This is a genomic window from Haliea alexandrii (assembly GCF_003719295.1).
GTDB lineage: Bacteria > Pseudomonadota > Gammaproteobacteria > Pseudomonadales > Halieaceae > Haliea > Haliea alexandrii.
This window is the reverse complement of sequence record NZ_RFLW01000001.1, coordinates 1269098-1288797: the sequence shown is the minus strand read 5'-3', so window position 1 is coordinate 1288797 and position 19700 is coordinate 1269098. Positions and strand designations below refer to the sequence as shown.

The window sequence follows — 19700 nt, the reverse complement described above, 5'->3', positions numbered from 1 at the left end:
GTCAGGTCCTCTCCATTGATTCCGGGAAACAGGTCCGCTCTAAGAGCTTGTCGTAAACCTGCAGATACGAATACACCGTTCGTTCCCAGTCGAAATCCCTTTGTATTCGCTGTACCGCTGCGTTGCCCATTTGCTTGCACTTCACTGGGTCATCAGCCAGCCCTTGTAGCGCTTCAGCGAGTGCTGCCGCATCCCCCACAGGCACCAACAAGCCATTCACGCCATGCTCAACCAATTCTGGGTTACCGCCTACGCGGGTAGCCACGACCGGCAAACCTGTAGCCATAGCTTCCAAAACCGTATTGGATATGCCCTCCCCAAGAGATGGCAGCACAAATACATCCATGCAGGCCAGAAGTTCAGGTATGTCGTCCCTGTCACCAGCCATCCAAACGCAGCTCTGTAAACCGAGTTCTACCAACAATTTCTGCAGTGCCGAGCGCTCCGGGCCATCGCCAACCAGTATACAGCGCAGGGTATCCCTCCGCTGAGGGCTGTCCCGGAATATCTTTGCAAGAGCCACAAGAAGCGTTTTTTGGTCCTTCACTGCAGCCAGGCGACCCACTGTGCCCACCACCCGGCACTGCGGCGCATCACAAAACCCCTCTGGCATACCGGGCACTGCAACACGTACCGCCTCAGCTACCTGTCCGCGATCTGCCGCTTCTGAAATCTGCGGCGTGAAACTGTCCTGCGCGACACCATTGTAGATCTGTACCACCTTGTCAGGAGAAATCCCTACCGACGTAACCAGCCAGTCCGAAAGGTCGCGGCTCACCGCGATAAACCGATGGATCAGGGGATTCAGCATCCTGCGTAACAACTGGTACTTCCGATTGCTACCGTCAAGGTCGCTGATGTCTCTGCCATGCTCACCGTGTACCCGTTTGCAGCCGGTAAGCAGTATCCCGAGGGCATGGGTCTCCAACGCGGCCAGGTTACGTGTGTGCACAATAGCAGGGCGCAAACGGCGCAGCGTACGCCATAGGCGCCAGTACATACCCGGGTCATGACCCGGCTTTTTGTGCAGTTCAATCACCTCTACGCCGGGTGCTGTAATGCGAGCGGAAAATTCCTCGCTTCGCGTGAGGCAAATAATTGCATGGCGATAGCGCTCCGGGGGACACCGGTTGATGATATTTATGAGCCCGTTCTCCAGCCCACCCGTGCCTAATGCAAAGATAATGTGAACAACAAGGGGAGGGGCGTTCGCGCTCACAGTCATCGAGTGTCCAGCACAACTTCCAGTCTCTCAAGATGGCTCTGGACAAACGCCTCCATAGTGAGACGTGACGTGTCCTTATCCTCACCGATTGGGGTTGCCAAGAAGAACCGGCTTCCAGCTCTTCCTCCTTCAAACAGCACTTGCTTCGCTTCCAATAACTTTACGCGATATGGATTGGCAGTGTATTCGTTGCCTACCCGATACCAAGTCCATACAAGCAAGCTCGGCTGTCCTGATGTATTCACCAACTCTGCTTCATCAACCGAAATGCCTTTCCCTACCATTGCGAGATCGACCGTATCCTCCTTGACCAAACGCCACGCAGCGCGGTCGGCTCTCCATGCCTCGCCACTGCTCGCCAGTTCTGCACCGGGGACCTGGTTTAAATACTGATAAAGCGAGACCATAACCACGCTGTCGCCAAGGTAGTACTGATGGGCGATTCGATCCGCACCTTGCTGATTTGGCAGCCATCCCCACTGGGGATCCTCAGAGACCCTCCAGCCGGGAGCCGGGTCCAGAGGACGAATCCCCCCCACACGCTGAGCTTCACCTGAGGTGAGCAAGGCTGCCAGACCGGGTGCCGCGGTGATAACAAACAGCAAGAACACAAACGCTCTACGCTGCGATGACTTGGCAGATCTATAGACAACCGCTCCTCTAACCTCGCTATCTTCAGCTAAGGTGTGGGACTCTGCTTCCTGCCAAAAACTGCCAACCCAAAACAGAAGCAGCATCACGACACCAAAAAACACCCAGCCGTAGATGAGATGATCAACTCCCGTTGCCAACTCCATTCCAGAGAGGTGCCCGATCATTACGATGCCATAGGCTCGCAAGCTGTTTGCGATCACGGGTACCAGGATGGCAAACATCACAAAGATGACTCTTCGGCTTGTGCTACGGAAACTTAAATAGGCGTAAAGTAATCCCAGCGTGAATGAGGCGATGAGGTAGCGCACCCCGCTGCAGGCCTCCACAACTGACCAAAGCCCGGTCGGCAAGGTCAGATACATCCCTTCTCTATACACAGGAATTCCGCTTAACCGTACCAAGTATTCCGTACTGTCAGCAGTCAGCTCCATCAAGGGTGGTATTAGGCCTTCTCCCATCGGCACAGCCAGAAACAGGAAACACAGCGGAAAGGCGATGCGTCTCGCCGCGCCGGTGCCAATCAGTGCCCAGATCCCCGTAACTGCTATCCAGACAAGTGCCAACTGCTGCACCAAGTTAACGTCGACCAGCCAACCCGCAAGCCAAGCAAGAACACCCAGAAAAGTCAGCAAAACCACCCATAATGCCGGTTTAGCCATGTGTTCAACCAAGGCAGCTCGTTCTCGCCAAACCAGCCACAAACAAATGGGTAAAATCAGAAAGCCGTGAGCAAAGGTCTCTCCTTCGACCCATACCTGAATCATCGACATGACCGTTTCATGAAAAACAGCCAGCACAGCAAGAAAATATATCGCTGGTATCGTCATGCCGGAAAAAGCGCGAAGCCAATTGTCCTGCGACGTTTTTGCTTCAGATATCGACATAACCCCTCGCATACCGTGGCAGTCTAGATTCACCACCCAGCAAAAGAACAACTTCCGGAAGGTTCTCCTGCCAGCTGAATCCGCTCAATACACATTGCCGCGCACGCTCGCCAAGATGAGGATAATCGCCCTTCAGTAGCGCGCCAATCAGCCTACCGTAATCGTCTGAAGACTCCGCCAACAGCACTTGATCGCCATCAGATGCAGCTATGCCCTCCAATCCCTTTTCGCTGACGAGAACAGGACGCGCCATGGCCATGGCTTCCAGCACCTTGTTCTGTACACCGCGTGCAATGCGCATGGGGGCTACTGCGGCGATCGCGTACTTGAGATAGGGGCGCACATCCGGCACGCGGCCGGTGACGGCCACGCCTGGCTGCCGTGCTAACTGTCGCACCGCACGAGCCGGGCTGCCACCGACAATAGTGAACGTGACCTGCGGGTATTCCCCACGCAGCAGGGGGAGCACCTCATGTACAAACCAGACCACCGCGTCCACATTCGGCCAGTAGTCCATAGCCCCGGTAAACACCAGTGGAACGCTGCCCTCTGGATAAGGATTTAACTCGGGCGCGTCGGCATCAAAAGCCGGATCAAAATAATCGCAATTTACGCCATTGTTGTAGAAACCGATTTTGTGAGCCGTATCTGGGGAAAGCTGATGAAACAAATCAGCTTCAGCAGAAGACACAAACAGTCCGGCGTCGAACTGTTTGGCGAGTGCCTGTTCCAGCGCAAGCAGACAGCGCGCTTCACGGTGGTACACCCAGTTCAAGGGCCATGGTTTCTGGCTGGCATACTGTCGCCACTTATCCGAATCCACATCCACGAAATCAATGACCTTGCGCTCGAAGTTCGCGCCTTGTGCAGGCAAAAACTGCGCCATTGAGGAAGAGTAAACGATGGCGTGCCGAAGATCATTCTGTACCGTAACGCTCTCTGCCCACTCCAGCATTTTTCGGTCGCGGTAGTAGGGAACCGAAAGAGCCTGACCGCCAAGGAAACCCCAGAGGCTGCGAAGCGTGGCGAGCCGCGAGTAAAGTGGGCGAAGAAAGACGCTCGCACAATATTTCTCGAGTTCCGCTACCCACGGCCAATCCTCAGGGTCATCAACGAAACTCCCAAGGTGGATATCGAAATGCTGACTCAGGTGGTGCAGAAGATGGAACGACCGTATTTTGTCACCCTTGTTGGGCGGGTATGGGATACGATGGCATAAAAACAACAGAGGCAGTTTTTGGGAATGGACCACCTCCTTCGGGGCTTCATCTGCCCCGCTCGGACCAGCCGTCACCATGCCCATTACGCGCCTAACCCAGGTTACGGGCCAATGGCGGCCCCAGCACGTTTGCCACCGGCAATGGCAGGCGCTGCCAGACATTAACCAGCAGCCGGTACTTCGGGTTACTGGGGTTCACGTCCGGCACCTGTGCACTTTTGACCAGAAAGTACTCATAGGGCAGCGCCTGCGGCTCAAATCCCCAGTTCTTCTTGAATTCGAAGGGCCCGGTTTCGCGCTTGCTGCGCCCGAAATCATATACTGTGATACCTTCTTCAGCACTGCGGCGCATGAGCTCCCAGTACATAAAATGGTTGCAGCCACGTATTGTGCGGGCCCGCGCAATGCTGCCACCATAATAGGGCAACACTTCATTGCGGAAGTAGAAACTCATCACACCTGCAACGTCTTCGTCGCCCTGACGAATCATCAATACACGACAATCCTCGGCAAACTCGTAGCGGAGCGCGTCCAAATAGCGCCTGCTGAACACTGGCGTACCCAGGTTGCGCACGCTCTCGGCATACACGCGATACAAACGCTGCGTACCCTCGACCTCTTCACCTGCAAGGCCCTCCTTGATGCCTTTGCGGATCATGGCCCGCTGGCGGTTGGGTATGGCTTTCAGGTTTGCGCCGTTGTCTGCGGTGATCGGCTTGCGGAACGTGTAATACAGGTCCTTGATTGGCCAGCCACTGTCGCTCGCCTCAAGGTTGCGCAGCTCCAGAGCATCGACCCCCAATGCGGTCGCCATCGCCGCGGCTTCATCCCGCAACAGGCGCGCGGCCTCCGGATGTTGCGCGGCGATACCGCCATACACACAGAACGGCAGCCCCGCCAGCTTGTTACCGAACAGCCGGCTGCGCACTTCTGCCAAGGGCAGCACACCCACGATCTCACCGCCCTCTTCCGCAAGCAGAAAGTGACAGCGGTGCCCCAAGGCACCTTCGAGTACGCGGCGCCAACCGAAACGGTGGAAAAAGGTCGCCTGCTCGCACTGGGCCACAAACCGTTCCCAGGCCGCCTCGTCAGTGGCTTCGGCAGCGCGCACTCGCAGCGTCACGCCCCGGCACTCCCGCGTAGACTGTTGGCCTGACCCGTCGCGAATGCCGGCTGCTGCAGGCCGGCGGGCGCCGCGATGGCGTCTGCGAACACACGGTCCATGCGGTCCCAGCGAAAATCCGCAAGCAGCTGCTGCAGGCGCGGCTGCATGCGGTTCAGGTTCAGGTAGTGACGAAAGCGCGTGCGGGCCGTAAGGCCTTCAGGGCGCGGTTGCGCCGGGTCGATTTCCCAGGGGTGGAAGTAGAAATGCCCGCTTTGCTGTTCGCGTTCATTGATGCACCGCAACGCCCAGCGTGAAAACGCGTAGGGGAACAGGCGAAACCAGCCTCCACCGCCACAGTTGATGTTGCGCCCTGCCAGCGGCAGGGTGGTGACTGGAATTTCCGCCAGGCGTCCGGACGCCGCGGCAAAGGCAAAGCGCGGTGCCTCGGGCATGCCATACAAATCGTGCCGCAGTGGCGCAATGCTGGAGCTGTAGGCATAGCCTGCATCCGCCAGCGCGTCCAACGCCCAGAGGTTGTCGCGGCCGATGGAATAACTGGCTGCCCGATAACCCTGCACAGCAACACCGCCGATGTCTTCGAGAAAAGCCTTGGTACGGCGGACGTCATCGGCGAATTCCGCCGGGCGCTGCGTATTCGCGCGAATGTGCTCCCAACCGTGGCTGGCCAGCTCATGGCCTTCAGCTACGATGCGCTGCACCATGCCGGGGTGACGCTGCGCCACCCAACCGAGGGTAAAGAACGTCGCTTTTACGCCATGCTCTGCAAACAGATCCAGAATACGTTCGACATTCGCCTGCACGCGCAACGGTGTCGTGTCCCAGTCCGACCGCTTGATGTGGGGCTCGAAGGCCGAAACCTGAAAGTAATCCTCGACGTCGACGGTCATGGCATTCAGCCGCGTGGTGGCTTGCTTGCTCATGCCGCGCGCCCGTCCGCACACCAGCGCGCCAGGATGACGGCTATGCGTTCCGCCGCCTGCCCGTCCCAGTGCTCCGGCTGACGCCCGGCCTTGCCGCCTAAATCCATCACCTCGCGGTAGGCCTTGCGTATAGCGGCTGCGTCCGTGCCTACGATGGTATTGGTGCCCTGCGCAACGGTAATGGGCCGCTCCGTACTCTCGCGCAGCGTTATGCAGGGCACACCGAGTGCTGTGGTTTCCTCCTGAATGCCACCGGAATCCGTGAGCACCATGCGCGCATCGCGCATCAGACCGAGCATCTCCAGGTAACCCTGGGGCGGCAGAAGGAGAATATTCGCATCACTGAGTAAGGCGTCCAGCCCCGCTTCACTGATGCGGGCCCGCGTGCGCGGGTGCACCGGGAATACCAGCGGTGTTTCGTGGCTGATCCCGGCGAGTTCGGTGAGCAGGCGCCGCAACACGTCGGCATCGTCCACATTGGATGGACGATGCAGGGTCAGCAAGCCGTAGCCTTGCGTGAATGCGGCGCCGGCTTCTGCCAGCGTGTGGGCAGAGGGTGTTGCAGACGCCAGATTGTAGTGCAGGGTATCGATCATCACGTTGCCGACAAAGTGCACCTTGTCACGGCTGATACCTTCGCGCTCGAGGTTGTCCGCCGCCGAGGCCTCGGTCGTGAACAGCAGGTCCGACAGTTGATCCGTCAGAATGCGGTTGATCTCTTCCGGCATGCCGCGGTCGCCACTGCGCAGCCCTGCTTCTACATGTATCACCGGGATGCCTTTCTTCACCGCAACCAGCGCGCAGGCGATAGTGGAATTGACATCACCCACCACCAGCACAGCCGCGGGACGCTGGGCATCCAGCACCGGCTCAAACTTGAGCATGATATGTGCGGTTTGCTCGGCGTGGGTACCCGAGCCAACACCCAGGTCGACATCCGGCTCCGGGATATGCAGCTGTTCGAAGAAGGCATGCTTCATCGCCGCATCGTAGTGCTGCCCTGTGTGCACCAGGCTCGCCTGCAACCCACTGCCGGGCGCGTTGAAGGCCCGCATGATAGGGGCAATCTTCATGAAATTGGGCCGCGCGCCCACCACACAAAGAATGCGCGCGGCCGTCTGTTCAATCGCCATGGCTGCGTCCTAGAAAGCGTGTCTGACGTTGAACGTGACGCGGTTCTCGTCGTAATTGTTCAGCGCAAAATCCGAATCCTGCGTCAGGAACTGGTAGGCAAGCGTGAGTGTTGTATCACTGCCCAGTCGGCGCGTGAGTCCCAAGCCCGCCTGCCAGGTTTCGCTATCCTGCCCAAAACCACCGAAGTTGCCACCACCCGCTTCCTGTCCTTCGCGCTCGTACCAGCGCAGACGGGCATTGGCCGACAGGGTACTGGACAGATTGCGGGTAAATGTAACACCCGCCTCGCTGAACGTTGCCTCGGAGCCGTCATCGGCCCGCTGTTGCCGTGAATCGGAAGCCGAAAGCGTTACGGAGCTTCTCCGAGCCTCAAAGCGATAGCGCAACTCGAAACGTTCGTCCAGCACCGGCGAATTTCCGATGAACGTGGGCTGCCCCTCATTCCCGAGGAGATCCCCGGGTAGTTCACCAAAGCCGGGACCGAACGGATCGCTGGGGTCAACGAGACCTGCGTCGGATCCGCGCAGCGTGCGCGGTAGAGTCAGCGTGCGCACGTAGCTGGCACTCAGTTCACTGCGCTTGTGGCGGTAACGAATATCTGCCCGAGGTGTGCTGCCGAAAAAACGCTCACCGGTACCGACATTGACCTCAACCCGGGGATTGGGCGTCCAGCGGATTCCTACGTCCCAGTAGCTACCGTCAATATCCTCGCGCTGGCTGGTGAATTCGTTCCATTCCTCGCCAGCCAGGCCGTTGATCTGCCAGCTGTCCAGCACCTGGAAGGCAAGACGAAATTCGGCGTTCGACAGCTCATTGTCAAAGGCGGGCTGGAAGTCCGTGGCTTCGTAATTGATTTTGCTGTATTGCCCCCCGACGCCCGCACTGAATCGCCCCTGCCCCGGCAGCGTATCCAGATCGAACTCGACCCGGTCTTCATCACTGTTGCCGTAAATGTCGGCATCATTGAACTGCTCATTGTAGGCGTACCGCAAGCGCAGGTTGGCCGTTTGTGCCAGACGACGCTGCAATAACGCCCCTGCAGTGTAGTCGTAGACGATATTGGTGTTGTCGCGCCCATTGCCCGTGCCCGGTGGCCCGAAGGGATTCAGCGAATTCTCTCGAGCAGAGGCCGCTGCATCCACCTGAAGCCAGTCCTCCACCAGTTCATAGTCGCTATTGAAGCGGATGCTGGGGATAAACGACTTGCGATTGCTCAACTGCGAAGCCTGACCGGTTTCACACTCCAGGTCGCTGTCCCCCAGCGAGTTGTATTCAACAGCCGCCTGCAGGTTCACGTTACCGCGCGCACCGCGCCCCGTAACGCTGACATCCGGTCGCGCCGTTGCCACGGTCTTGCCCTCCTTGTCATTCGGCGCCAGACAGATATTGTCGGAGTAGTAGCCACCCACTGACATGCCAACATTGGTATCCCACTCCGCGGCCTGCGCCGGCAGCGCAAGCAAAGCAGCCACCGCCGTCAGCGCGAATAGTCCGACGCGGGGGCGAAACGCTACAGAATAGCTGGAGGAAGCACAGAGGGATGCGCTGCACACGTTGGGGACGGGGTCTTGGCGTAGTTTCACGGGTTCATCGCCCTCGCTGCATCCTGATCCGCGGCCTCGGCCGCTTCAGCACGGCCACCGTAGCCGTAGCCATAGCCGTAACCGTAGCCGTAGCCCACGCCCATACCGAATAAGCCCATGCGCCGGCGCGATGCGCGGTTCAACATTACCGCGACCATCTTGTCCTCGCCGATATGCTCCAGGGCCTCTTTCACAGCGTGCTGTGGCGTGATATCGGCCGAAGCAACGAATACGATCTGCCCCATGAAACTCGCCAAGACGCCGGCCTCGGTGGTCAGCAGCAGCGGCGGGGAATCAAACACAATGATGCGGTCAGGATAGCGCGCGGACAATTCCAGCATGAACGTGTGCATGTTCTCACTGGCGAGCAGCTCTGTGGCGTGCTCGTCGGCAGTACCGGCGGGCAGTATGCGCAGCTTCTCCATGTTCGTGCGCAAGATGACATCTTCCGGCTTTGCCTCGCGGCGCAGCACATCAATCAGTCCCGGTGTACCAGCCGGTATGCCCAGCCGATGGCCCGCCGTCGCCTTGAGTACGTCGGCATCGACAAACAAGACGGTTTTGTCTCGCTCCATGGCGATGCTGAGGGCGAGGTTGATGGAGGAGAAGGTCTTGCCATCACCCTGCAGGGCACTCGTTACCATGATCAGGTTAGCATTCGGAATCGGGCTGACTGAGTTACCAGAGGCATTCTTCAGCAACGGCCGCTTGATGGTGCGAAACTCCTCCGCAATGGCGCTGCGTGGAATGGCCGGTGTGAGGAACCCCTGCGCGTGCAGCGCATCAAAGGGGATGTCAACTTGCGCCCCCTGCTGCCAGTCGCCGACATCGTCACTCTGACTTTGGGCCTGAGCGGGCGCCGATTGCGCCTCACCAGCGCGCTCCACCGTGTTCTGCGGCGAATCAGGGTGCGCCTGTTTTGCGGCCTCCATCTGGCTCAGGGCCTTTTCGATCGTGCTCATTGTTGCTCTCTCCGCCCTTTCAAAGCGCTGCCTGTGATCATCACTGGCCTGCCATTCCTCATGCCAACACCCCCGGCACAACCAGCACTCCCGCAAACGCCACCAACAAGGCGCCACCACACACTACAAAGCCTGCCAAACGCCAGAGGCTACTGCGCTTTTCTTCGGGCGACTTGTTCCAGGTGACGGTGCCCAGCAGTGGCAGCCCCGTGGAGTGGGCCAACATACGGGCATCCGTGACGATGGGGTGCAGCAAAGTCAGCAACAGTGCCAATCCAACACCCGCGCCCAGTGCGACCACCAGGACACCGGCGTTGAGCAGCAGCTTGTTCGGTTTGCTTGGACTGCGCGGTACAAAGGGTGGATCAATAACACGGAAATTAACCTCCCCACCCGTGCTCTCCACATCACCCGACAAGCGAGCCGACTCGCGCCGTTCCAACATCTGCTGGTGCTGCCGGGCGATGACATCGTAGTCACGATTCAGCTGTTTGAGTTCGGCTTCTACTTCCGGAATCTGGTTGACCTTGGCCGCCAGCTCATCCGCACGCCGCTCGTACTCACCCACCCGCACCCGCAGCTCGGCGGCCTCCGCCTCGGTTTGTGCCAGCATGCTGCGCATGCCCTGGTACACGGGGCTGCTCGCCAGCCCGCCAAAAGACGCCCCGGGTTGCTCACGCATGCGCGCGTAATCAGCCTGCCGCTCCGCTTCCAACTCTTCAATCAGGCCACGCAAACGTACCACTTCAGGGTGCTTGGCGGTGTAGCGGGCCAGCAGCCCATCCATCTGCATTTGCAGAGATTGCACCCGAGCGTCGAGTGGTGACTGTACCATGCCGCTGGAGCCTCCAGCGATGAACACCGGATCTTCGCCCTCTATCTGACGCTGCAATTCACGCCGACGATTTTCCACTTCGCGCAGCTGCAGCTGTGCCTGTTGCAACGCACCCCGTGTTTCCTGCAAGCGGCTGTAATAATCACCGCCACCACCTGGCAGCACATCAACATTCTCCTGCTTGAACAGGGCAAGACGGCGCTCCGCCTCCACCAGGCGGCGTTCCGAGTCGGCGATCTGCTGCTGCAGGAAGCTCTGCGCATCGGAACTGTCCGCGCGCTTGTCGCTCATGGAGTTCTCGATGAACACGGTAATCAGCGCCTGCGCCACACGTCGGGCGGTCTCCCTGTCCGGGTGCGTTACCTCGATGGAGTAGAGCGACGTGTTACCACGGCTGCCAGACAGGCCGATGGACTCCTGCATGCGCTTAATCAGTGCTTCCTTCTCGGCCTCGTTGGTCGCACCGAGGTCAAGGTCGGTCATGCGCGCGAGCCGTTCAAGGTTCGGCCGGCTGAGCAGCGTCTGGCTCATCATCTGGATGCGCTGATTGATATCCGGCGTGACGGTGAGACCGCGCATCAACGGGCGCAGCACGGAGTTGGTATCCACGTGCATGCGCGCCGTCGCCACGTAGGACTCCGGCATCTGCCACACATAGGCCCAGCCTGTGAGCGCCAGCACCCACGCCATGGCCAGCGCCAACCAGCGGTGACGCCACACCCCGAGCACATAGCTCACCAGTTGCGCAAACACATCCTGCATGAACCGCTACTCCGCCACCAACCGATACCGCCGTAGCATCAGAACCAGCTCTCGGAAATGATGACGATATCGCCCGGCTGCAGCGACATGTTGGCCGAGATATCCCCCTTCTTCAGAAGGTCATCCAGGCGCAGGCCGTAGGAGTCCTGTTTGCCGCCAAAGGTGCGCACCAGTACCGACTTGTTGCCGGCTGCGAACTCGGTCATGCCGCCCACTGAGATCATCAGGTCCAGCAGTGTCATGTGCTGGCGGTAAGGCACGCTGGAGGGCGTTGCCGCCTCACCTACAACCCTGACCTGCTGTTCCGGCACGCCCACAAAGCCATTGACGATCACGCTGACTACCGGCTGGCGCACGTAGTCGCCGTAGGCTTTTTCAATGTCACGCGCCAGCTCGGTGGACGTCCGACCACTCGCCTGCAGGTCTTCCACCAGACGCGTAGTGAACTTGCCGTCCGGGCGCACGATACCTGTTGTGGTGAGTTCCGGGTTGCCCCAGACAAAAATTTCCATGGTGTCGCCGGGGCCAATCACGTAGTTGTAATCCGGCGCCGTGGCGCGCTCGCCGGCCGGAGCCGGGGGATGCGACGCGCAGGCCGACAACATCAAGACCATCAGCGCCGCCAGCACCTGCGCAACAGGCGAACGCCCCCCTGGAAGTTCGGTGAATATGCTCATCTTCTTCTACTCCTCAGCGAGCCACTCGCGGCCCTTTTCGTTGTAACACTGATGCCCGGTGCACACCTGACAGCACATGACTGCGCCGCCAAGGTAACAACAGGTAACCACACACGATGGGCAATATCCCACCGTTTTCCCCACTATTCCAGAAAAAAACCGAGGCTGAACCCGGTGGCGGCCCAGGCAACCAGAGCCACTGACGACACCAGAATAAACCCGATGACCCAACCACCGCCGTGTTCCCGTGGCGGTTCGGAAGCGGCACGCGCAGCGTGCCCCGCTGCACGTTTCGCCGCTGGATCTCTGCGCCTGGACGCCACTTTTTGCGCAGGCTTCGCAGCGGACCTCGCTGCAACGGGCTCTGCCGAGGGTTCGCCGGGAGCCACAGGTTCAGGATTCGCGCCGGCGCTTTCCTCAACCGGCTCCGGCTTGTGCGCCGGAGGCGCGGCGACAACGGCTCCCGCCGCAGGCAATGGCAAATCGACATCCACCGGCACCTGCACTGCTTCTGCAGGCATTTCATCGGTACCGGTACGCTTGGCGGTGACACCCGCTGCACCTGCCACCACTGTCAAATGCTGCCGCCCCCGCATCATCGTTGGCGAAGCCTCGGTGTTGCTGACAACAGCCTCTTGCGGGGCCTCTGCGGTCTCTGCCAGCGCAGTGTCTTCTTCATCAGCAGACGCCGCAGGTTCCGGGTCCGGCACATCCTCAAGCCCGTGGAAATCGGCCTCAGACCAGGTCGCGCCCGCCGCCAGGTGCTCGTCCTGCAGTTCGCCGATCACCTCACGCACATCCGCTACTTCGACCCGATGCCGCTGCTCCAGCGCACAGTGCAACAACAGGCGACTGCAAATCAGGTTGATACGCCGGGGGATACCTTCGCTGAACTTGTACACCAGCGGGAAAACCGCCTGGCTGAACGCCGGATCGCCGCGCCATCCCACCACATCAAGGCGGTGCAGGATGTACTCGCGCGTCTCCTCCAGCTCGAGTGACTTCAAGTGGCTGGCGGCCACAATGCGCTGGTGCACCTGCTCCAGCTCCGGGCGCAATACCAGCTCCCTGAGCTCCGGCTGGCCGAGCAGGAAAATCTGCAGCAATGGCTTGCCGCCGACTTGAATATTGGTCAGCAGGCGCAGCTCTTCCATCGCAGAGACGGCGAGATCCTGGGCTTCATCGACAATCAACAGGGCGCGGCGCCCGTCGCGATGCCAGGCACGCAGCTGCTGGGTCAGGCGCTGCAGCAGCTCGCCTTTCTCCACCACATCCACCGCCACGCCAAATTCATAGGCTACAAGCTTCAGCAGGTCGTCCGCCTTCAACTGGCTGCACACCAGGTTGGCCACGCGCACGTTTTCACCGCTCAAGTGCTCGATGAGGGCGCCGACCAAGGTCGTCTTGCCGGTACCCGGGCGGCCGGTGACCATGACAAAGCCTTCCTCGCGCATGAAGGCGTAGGCCATGTACGCCCGCGCCTTGATGTACCCCTTGTGGGCATAGGCGAAGGCGTGATCCGGGCTGAGCCGGAACGGCTCTGAATTGAAACGGTAGAACTGGTCGTACATGGCGACGCGTCTCTACGGGTTACTCGTTATGCCCCCAATGGTGCAGGCAAAGGGATTGTACCGCAAGGTAACATATGCCTTGACTTGCGGTACTGTGAACCAGTTCAAGGCGCGTGACCGCTGACTTACAGCCGCCAGAGCGCCAGCCCGGCCTCGGCGGCCGCATTCCGGTCAAGCACTCCCTTTACATCAACCACAACACCGCCCGGCGCCAGAATGGGCGTGACCAGCGCCATTCCCTTGTCGACATACTCAGTGTGCGGTACGGCGAACACCACTGCATGCGCAGGCGTCAGCGCCTCCCAGGTCACCAGCTCAATGCCGTACTCTTCTTCGGCTTCTGCCGCATCGGCCAAGGGGTCGTGTACGCTCACGTCACAGCAGTAATCCTGCAGTTCGCGGATAATATCCTCCACACGGGAGTTGCGCAGATCCGGACAGTTCTCCTTGAAGGTGAGGCCGAGCACCGTCACCCGGGCGCCTGCCACCGGATGGCCGCGGCTCACCAGCTGCTTGACGGTCTGCTCGGCAATGAACTTGCCCATACCGTCATTGGTCTTGCGCCCGCCGAGCACCACCTGCGGATGGTAGCCTGCACTTTCCGCCTTGTAGGTCAGGTAGTAGGGGTCGACACCGATGCAGTGACCTCCCACCAGGCCAGGCCGAAACGGCAGGAAATTCCACTTGGTGCCCGCCGCCTCCAGCACATCCAGCGTATCGATACCCAGCTTGTTGAAAATCATCGCCAGCTCGTTCATCAAGGCAATATTGAGGTCGCGCTGGGTATTCTCGATGACCTTGGCCGCCTCTGCCACCTTCACACTGGCGGCGCGATGCACACCCACTTCCACCACCGTCTCGTAGAGTTGGGCCACACGCTCCAGCGTTGCGGGTGTGTCGCCGGATACCACTTTAGTGATGGTTTCCAGGCGGTGCACCTTGTCACCCGGATTGATGCGTTCGGGGGAGTAACCGATGAAGAACCCGCTGTCGCCGGCCACATCCTCGCCACTGCGACCCGCCCAGCTCAGGCCAGAGCCCGCCTCCAGTAGCGGGACGCAGACTTCCTCGGTACACCCCGGGTAAACGGTGGACTCGTAGATAACCACCGTGCCCGGGCGCAGGTGCTCTGCCACAGCGCGCGAAGCCCCCTCCAGTGGACTGAGGTCGGGACGATGGGCGTGATCGATGGGGGTAGGCACCACCACAATGATAATAGTTGCCTCGGCCAGTGCCGAAGCTTCGCTGGTGAACTCAAGCTGCGAAGCGGAGGCGAGTGCCTGGGGGGACACCTCGCCGCTGGGGTCATGCCCCGCCCGGTAGTGCGCGAGTTTGCGCGTATTCAGGTCGAAGCCGATCGTCCGACGGGTGCGACCAAACGCCACGGCCAGCGGCAGGCCCACATAGCCCAGGCCGACAATTGCTACGGTTTCTTGCATGGATGAATCGCTCATTTGGAAGACTGCCCCATAAACCACGCTGCCGTACGTGCCAGTCCCTCGCCAACGTCAAAGGCAGGCGTATACCCGAGAAGCTGCCCAGCTTTACTGATGTCGGCCTGCGAATGGCGCACATCGCCGTCCCGGAACGCCCCATACACCGGCTCCAGCGTCGCCAGTTCCGGCTGACGCGCGCTGAGCAGGTCGCGTATGCCGTAGTACAACTCGTTGAGCGTGGTGCGTCCGCCAAAGGCCACGTTGTACACCTGGTTCACCGCCTCCGGGGAATCCGCTGTGGCGGCCAGCACGTTGGCCTGCACGACATTGTCGATGAAGCAGAAATCGCGTGAGGTTTCGCCATCGCCATTGATCTGGCAGCGCTGCCCGGCTGTCAACTCGCCAAACCAGCGTGGAATGACTGCGGCATAGGCACCCTCGGGATCCTGCCGCGGGCCGAACACATTGAAATAGCGCAGGCCAATGGTCTGCATGCCGTAGGCACGTCCGAACACATCAGCGTAGAGTTCGTTGACGTACTTGGTAACGGCGTAGGGTGACAACGGTTTGCCAATCTCGTCCTCGACCTTGGGCAGGCCCGGATGATCACCGTAGGTGGAAGACGATGCCGCATACACAAACCGCCTCACGCCGGCGTCACGCGCCGCTACCAGCATATTAATGAAGCCGTCGATATTGGCGGCATTGGTCAGGAGGGGGTCCTCCAGTGACCTCGGCACGCTACCCAGCGCAGCCTCGTGCAGCACGTAATGCGCACCTTCTACCGCGCGCCTGCAGTCTGCCAGTGAACGGATATCTCCCTCGATGAATTCAAACGTTCCCGCGCCGGCCGCTTCCTCTAAAAAGGCATCAATATTGTGTTGGTGGCCCGTGGCGAAGTTATCCAGCGCGCGCACCCGCTGCCCCAACTGCAGCAGCCGCTGGCAAAGGTGAGAACCAATAAAGCCCGCCGCCCCCGTCACCAGCCAGGTGGCCGGGCTTGCACGCAGGCTGCCCTCCGTTGCTTCCAGTGTTGTCATTCCCCACGTTTCCCCATCCCGAACACGCGAATCCACACACGGTTGTTAGTCTTGAAGTGTGCGGCGTTTGGCATCTATACAGCGTCGACATTTACACACCGTTACACTGAGTATAAGGTCTGGACGACATTACGGCCATGCCCTTGGTCGCCAACGGCGACTCGGGGGCAGTTTGCGCGGGGAGTACGACAAGCACATGACAGGCAACATCGGCCTGATTACCTACCTGGTTGCCGCCGTCAGTTTCGCACTGCTGGCACTGCTGCTGGTGTTCCAATGGCGCGTGCGACCACTGGGCACCAGCCTGTTTCTGGCCTGCACGGCCTCCGCGCTGTGGTCGGCTATCGTCGGCCTTGGCACACTGGCCGACTATCCCCCGGTGCAGCTGATACAGGTGGCTGAGCTGGTGCGAAACATCGCGTGGGTGTATTTCCTGTTGCAGCTGCTGGGCCTGCAAACCGACGGCGCACTGCTGACCCTGCGCGGTCGCGACTGGCGGCCACTGTTCTGCTGCGGCGCGGCGCTGGCGTTGGTTGTGGTGATGGCGCCCATGCTGGCGCCACTTCTGGGTTCGGTAATCGGCTATGAGGCCACTCTCGCCCTGTGGCTGGCGTTCGCCCTCGGCACACTACTTATCGTCGAGCAGCTCTACCGCAACGCCTCAACAGCCGAGCGCTGGTCGCTGAAATTCCTCTGTTTCAGCCTCGGTGCCATCGCGGCCTGGGACTTCTTCATGTATTCGGAAGCGCTGCTGTTCCGCCGCCTGGACCCCGACCTTTGGCAGGCGCGCGGGCTGGTTAACGCCGTGGTTACACCGGCGCTGGGCATTGCCTTTGCACGCTACAGCTCATGGCGCGGAAAGTTGCAGGTGTCGCGTCAAGTGGTGTTCCACACAGTCACGTTGGTGGGGGCAGGCATTTACCTGCTGGGCATGGCGGCCATCGGCTACTTCCTCAAATTCATGGGCGGCAGCTGGGGCACGGTGCTGCAGCTGACGTTTCTGGTCGCGGCGGCAACGCTACTGTTCAGTCTGCTGTTCTCCGGACGCCTGCGGGCGCTGCTGCGTGTGCAACTCAGCAAGCACTTCTTCAGCTACCGCTACGACTACCGGGAGGAATGGCTCAAGTTTACCGGGGCGCTCGCGAGCCTGAACGAAGACGTGGCCGAAGGCATTATTCGCACCATGGCACCGCTGGTGGAAAGCCGTGCGGGTTTGCTCTGGGGCGGCAGCGAGGGTCAGCCCCTGCGCTTGCTGGCACACTGGGAAATGAGTATTCCAGAGGATGCGAATGAAGGCCTGGGAAATTTGCCCGCCTGGCTACAGCGCACGGATTGGGTGGTCAACCTGCAGGAATGGCGCAGCTCTCCCGACCTGTACGTGGATCTGCAGCTGCCCGCCTGGCTGCAACAGGATGAAACCCTTTGGCTCATTATCCCCCTCGTGTTTCGCGACCGTCTGGAGGGCGTGTTGATGCTGCGCAAATCCGCACTCAAGGACACCATCAACTGGGAGGACCGCGACCTGCTGAAAACGGCGGGCCGGCAGGCGGCAAGCCACCTCGCCCAGCACCTTGCCAGCCAGGCGCTGGTGGAGGCACGACAGTTCGACGCCTTCAACCGTTTATCTGCCTATGTTGTACACGACCTGAAGAACATTCTGGCGCAGCAGTCGCTTATCGTGTCCAATGCGGCCAAGCACCGCCACAATCCCGCTTTTATCGACGATATGATCTCCACCGTCGACAACTCGGTAGCACGGATGCAGCGCCTGATGGAGCAGATGCGCAGCGGGTTGCGCAGCGCCAGCGCAGGGAATGTCGAACTGGGGCCGCTGCTGCAACAGGTCGTCAGTGGCAGAAGCAGCGTGCGCCCTGCACCCAGCCTGCAACCCCCGACCCATGCGGTGCACGTGGAAGCGGACAGTGAGCGCCTGGCCACGGTGTTCAACCACCTGATCCAGAATGCGCAGGAGGCCACGCCGGCCGATGGCGCGGTCAACGTGGACGTCATCACGAGCGCGGGGCAGGTCGTTGTTGCGATACGCGACAGCGGGCGCGGCATGGATGCCGATTTTCTGCGGCTGCGCCTGTTTCGACCGTTCGAGTCCACCAAGGGGCTCACTGGCATGGGGATTGGCGCTTTTGAGAGCCGGGAGTACATCCGGCAACTGGGGGGAGATATCAGCGTGGAGAGTGAACCGGGGGTTGGCAGCTGCTTCCGCGTGACCCTGCCGCAATCCGGTGCAGCCGATTCACAAGTGCACCCAATCGACGGCGCGCAACCCGCGACCAACACTGAATAACCGGACTCGACATGGCAAAGACACAAAGCAAACACCTGCTGGTGGTGGAAGACGACAAAGGCCTGCAGAGTCAACTGCGCTGGGCCTTCGACGGCTACGAGGTGGCTATTGCCGGCGACCGCAGTGAAGCCATCGCCGCCCTGCGCCGCTTTGAACCCGGTGTCGTGCTGCTCGACCTGGGCCTGCCGCCCGACCCCGGTGGCGTCACCGAGGGCCTGGCGACACTGCGCGAGGTACTGAGCCTGGCACCGGAAACCAAGGTCATTGTGGTGACCGGTGACAACGACCGCGCCAACGCGGTGAAAGCGATTGCCGGCGGCGCCTGGGACTTCCACCAGAAACCCGCTGACCCGGAACTATTGGCCATGCTGGTAGACCGTGCCTACCACGTCTACGCGCTGGAGCGGGAAAACCTGCGCCTGCAGAAGGCCAGTGAAAACATGCCGCTGCGGGATATCATCGCGGTGAGCCCGGAGATGCTGAAGGTGTGTCGCACGGTGGAGAAAATCGCGCCGACCGACATTACCACGTTGCTCTTGGGGGCGAGCGGCACCGGCAAGGAGCGCTTTGCCCGCGCCCTGCACGAGCTCAGCCCGAGAGCCGGCAAGCGCATGGTGGCCATTAACTGTGCCGCCATTCCCGAGAACCTGCTGGAAAGCGAACTGTTCGGCTATGAAAAAGGTGCCTTCACAGGTGCCAACCAGCAAACCATCGGCAAGATCGAGTACGCCAACGAGGGCACGCTGTTTCTCGACGAAATCGGCGACCTGCCGCTGGAGCTGCAGGCCAAGCTGCTGCGCTTCCTGCAGGAGCGCGTGGTGGAACGCATTGGCGGGCGCAAGGAAATCCCCGTCGACGTGCGCATCGTCTGCGCAACGCACCAGAATCTGGAAGAGCAGATGAAGGAGGGGCGCTTTCGAGAGGACCTCTATTACCGCGTCAGCGAAATGACAATAAAGATTCCCGCCCTGAAAGATCGCACCGGCGACACCGCCGTACTGGCCAAGGCGTTTCTGGCGCGTTTTTCCAGTGAACTGGGCAACGGGGGTCGCAGCTTTGACGCCGCCGCGCTGGAGGCCATCGAACGCTACAGCTGGCCGGGTAACGTGCGCGAGCTGGAAAGCCGGGTGAAGCGCGCAGCCATCATGGCGGACGGCTCCCAGGTGACAGCGGAGGATCTGGAGCTGGATGTAGACGCCAGTGAAGACGCGCTACCCCTCAACCTGCGGCAAGTACGCGATACTGCCGAGCGCGGCGCCATTATCCGTGCCCTGGGCCACGCCGGCGACAATGTCTCCGAGGCGGCCGCGCTGCTCGGTGTCACCCGGCCCACCCTCTATACCATGCTGGAAAAATACGGCCTCAAGTAA

The 19700-nt window shown here is 60.5% G+C and carries 15 protein-coding genes; 2 read left to right on the top strand and 13 right to left on the bottom strand.

What is annotated here, in order from left to right:
* Position 1: 1 nt before the first annotated feature.
* The 13 genes from EGJ68_RS05810 to EGJ68_RS05750 form a co-directional block, all read right to left on the bottom strand.
* The gene (locus EGJ68_RS05810) at positions 2–1225 is read right to left on the bottom strand and encodes a TIGR03088 family PEP-CTERM/XrtA system glycosyltransferase (protein WP_123033537.1); all 1224 of its coding nucleotides are present in this window, start codon (positions 1223–1225) and stop codon (positions 2–4) included.
* Entirely contained in the window at positions 1222–2763 is a 1542-nt protein-coding gene (gene xrtA / locus EGJ68_RS05805) for an exosortase A (protein WP_158283516.1), read from the bottom strand. Before xrtA ends, EGJ68_RS05810 begins: the two co-directional genes overlap by 4 nt.
* The gene (locus tag EGJ68_RS05800; RefSeq protein WP_199227931.1) at positions 2750–4066 is read right to left on the bottom strand and encodes a TIGR03087 family PEP-CTERM/XrtA system glycosyltransferase; all 1317 of its coding nucleotides are present in this window, start codon (positions 4064–4066) and stop codon (positions 2750–2752) included. Before EGJ68_RS05800 ends, xrtA begins: the two co-directional genes overlap by 14 nt.
* Before the next feature lie 7 nt (positions 4067–4073).
* Entirely contained in the window at positions 4074–5105 is a 1032-nt protein-coding gene (locus EGJ68_RS05795; RefSeq protein ID WP_199227930.1) for a FemAB family XrtA/PEP-CTERM system-associated protein, read from the bottom strand.
* Positions 5102–6028, bottom strand: a complete 927-nt coding sequence (locus EGJ68_RS05790; protein ID WP_233248686.1) for an XrtA system polysaccharide deacetylase — start codon at positions 6026–6028, stop codon at positions 5102–5104. Before EGJ68_RS05790 ends, EGJ68_RS05795 begins: the two co-directional genes overlap by 4 nt.
* A complete protein-coding gene (wecB, locus tag EGJ68_RS05785) occupies positions 6025–7161 on the bottom strand; it encodes a non-hydrolyzing UDP-N-acetylglucosamine 2-epimerase (RefSeq protein ID WP_123033534.1) in 1137 nt (378 codons plus the stop codon). Before wecB ends, EGJ68_RS05790 begins: the two co-directional genes overlap by 4 nt.
* 9 nt (positions 7162–7170) lie before the next feature.
* The gene (locus EGJ68_RS05780; RefSeq protein WP_158283515.1) at positions 7171–8745 is read right to left on the bottom strand and encodes a TIGR03016 family PEP-CTERM system-associated outer membrane protein; all 1575 of its coding nucleotides are present in this window, start codon (positions 8743–8745) and stop codon (positions 7171–7173) included.
* Positions 8742–9707, bottom strand: coding sequence for an XrtA-associated tyrosine autokinase (locus EGJ68_RS05775; RefSeq protein WP_123033532.1), 966 nt, complete (start codon positions 9705–9707; stop codon positions 8742–8744). Before EGJ68_RS05775 ends, EGJ68_RS05780 begins: the two co-directional genes overlap by 4 nt.
* A 58-nt stretch (positions 9708–9765) precedes the next feature.
* Positions 9766–11304, bottom strand: a complete 1539-nt coding sequence (locus EGJ68_RS05770; RefSeq protein WP_123033531.1) for an XrtA system polysaccharide chain length determinant — start codon at positions 11302–11304, stop codon at positions 9766–9768.
* Between the two features lie 38 nt (positions 11305–11342).
* Positions 11343–11981 (bottom strand): XrtA/PEP-CTERM system exopolysaccharide export protein, encoded by a 639-nt coding sequence (locus EGJ68_RS05765; RefSeq protein ID WP_123033530.1) that lies wholly within the window; start codon positions 11979–11981, stop codon positions 11343–11345.
* A gap of 143 nt (positions 11982–12124) precedes the next feature.
* Positions 12125–13552 (bottom strand): ExeA family protein, encoded by a 1428-nt coding sequence (locus tag EGJ68_RS18220; protein WP_199227929.1) that lies wholly within the window; start codon positions 13550–13552, stop codon positions 12125–12127.
* A gap of 125 nt (positions 13553–13677) precedes the next feature.
* The gene (locus EGJ68_RS05755) at positions 13678–14991 is read right to left on the bottom strand and encodes a nucleotide sugar dehydrogenase (protein WP_123034067.1); all 1314 of its coding nucleotides are present in this window, start codon (positions 14989–14991) and stop codon (positions 13678–13680) included.
* Positions 14992–15002: 11 nt separating this feature from the next.
* Entirely contained in the window at positions 15003–16028 is a 1026-nt protein-coding gene (locus tag EGJ68_RS05750; protein ID WP_123033529.1) for an SDR family oxidoreductase, read from the bottom strand.
* A 196-nt stretch (positions 16029–16224) separates the two neighbouring features.
* Between EGJ68_RS05750 and prsK the strand changes: the two genes are divergently transcribed.
* Both prsK and prsR read left to right on the top strand, forming a co-directional pair.
* Positions 16225–18330, top strand: coding sequence for an XrtA/PEP-CTERM system histidine kinase PrsK (prsK, locus tag EGJ68_RS05745; RefSeq protein WP_123033528.1), 2106 nt, complete (start codon positions 16225–16227; stop codon positions 18328–18330).
* Between the two features lie 11 nt (positions 18331–18341).
* Entirely contained in the window at positions 18342–19700 is a 1359-nt protein-coding gene (gene prsR, locus EGJ68_RS05740) for a PEP-CTERM-box response regulator transcription factor (protein WP_123033527.1), read from the top strand.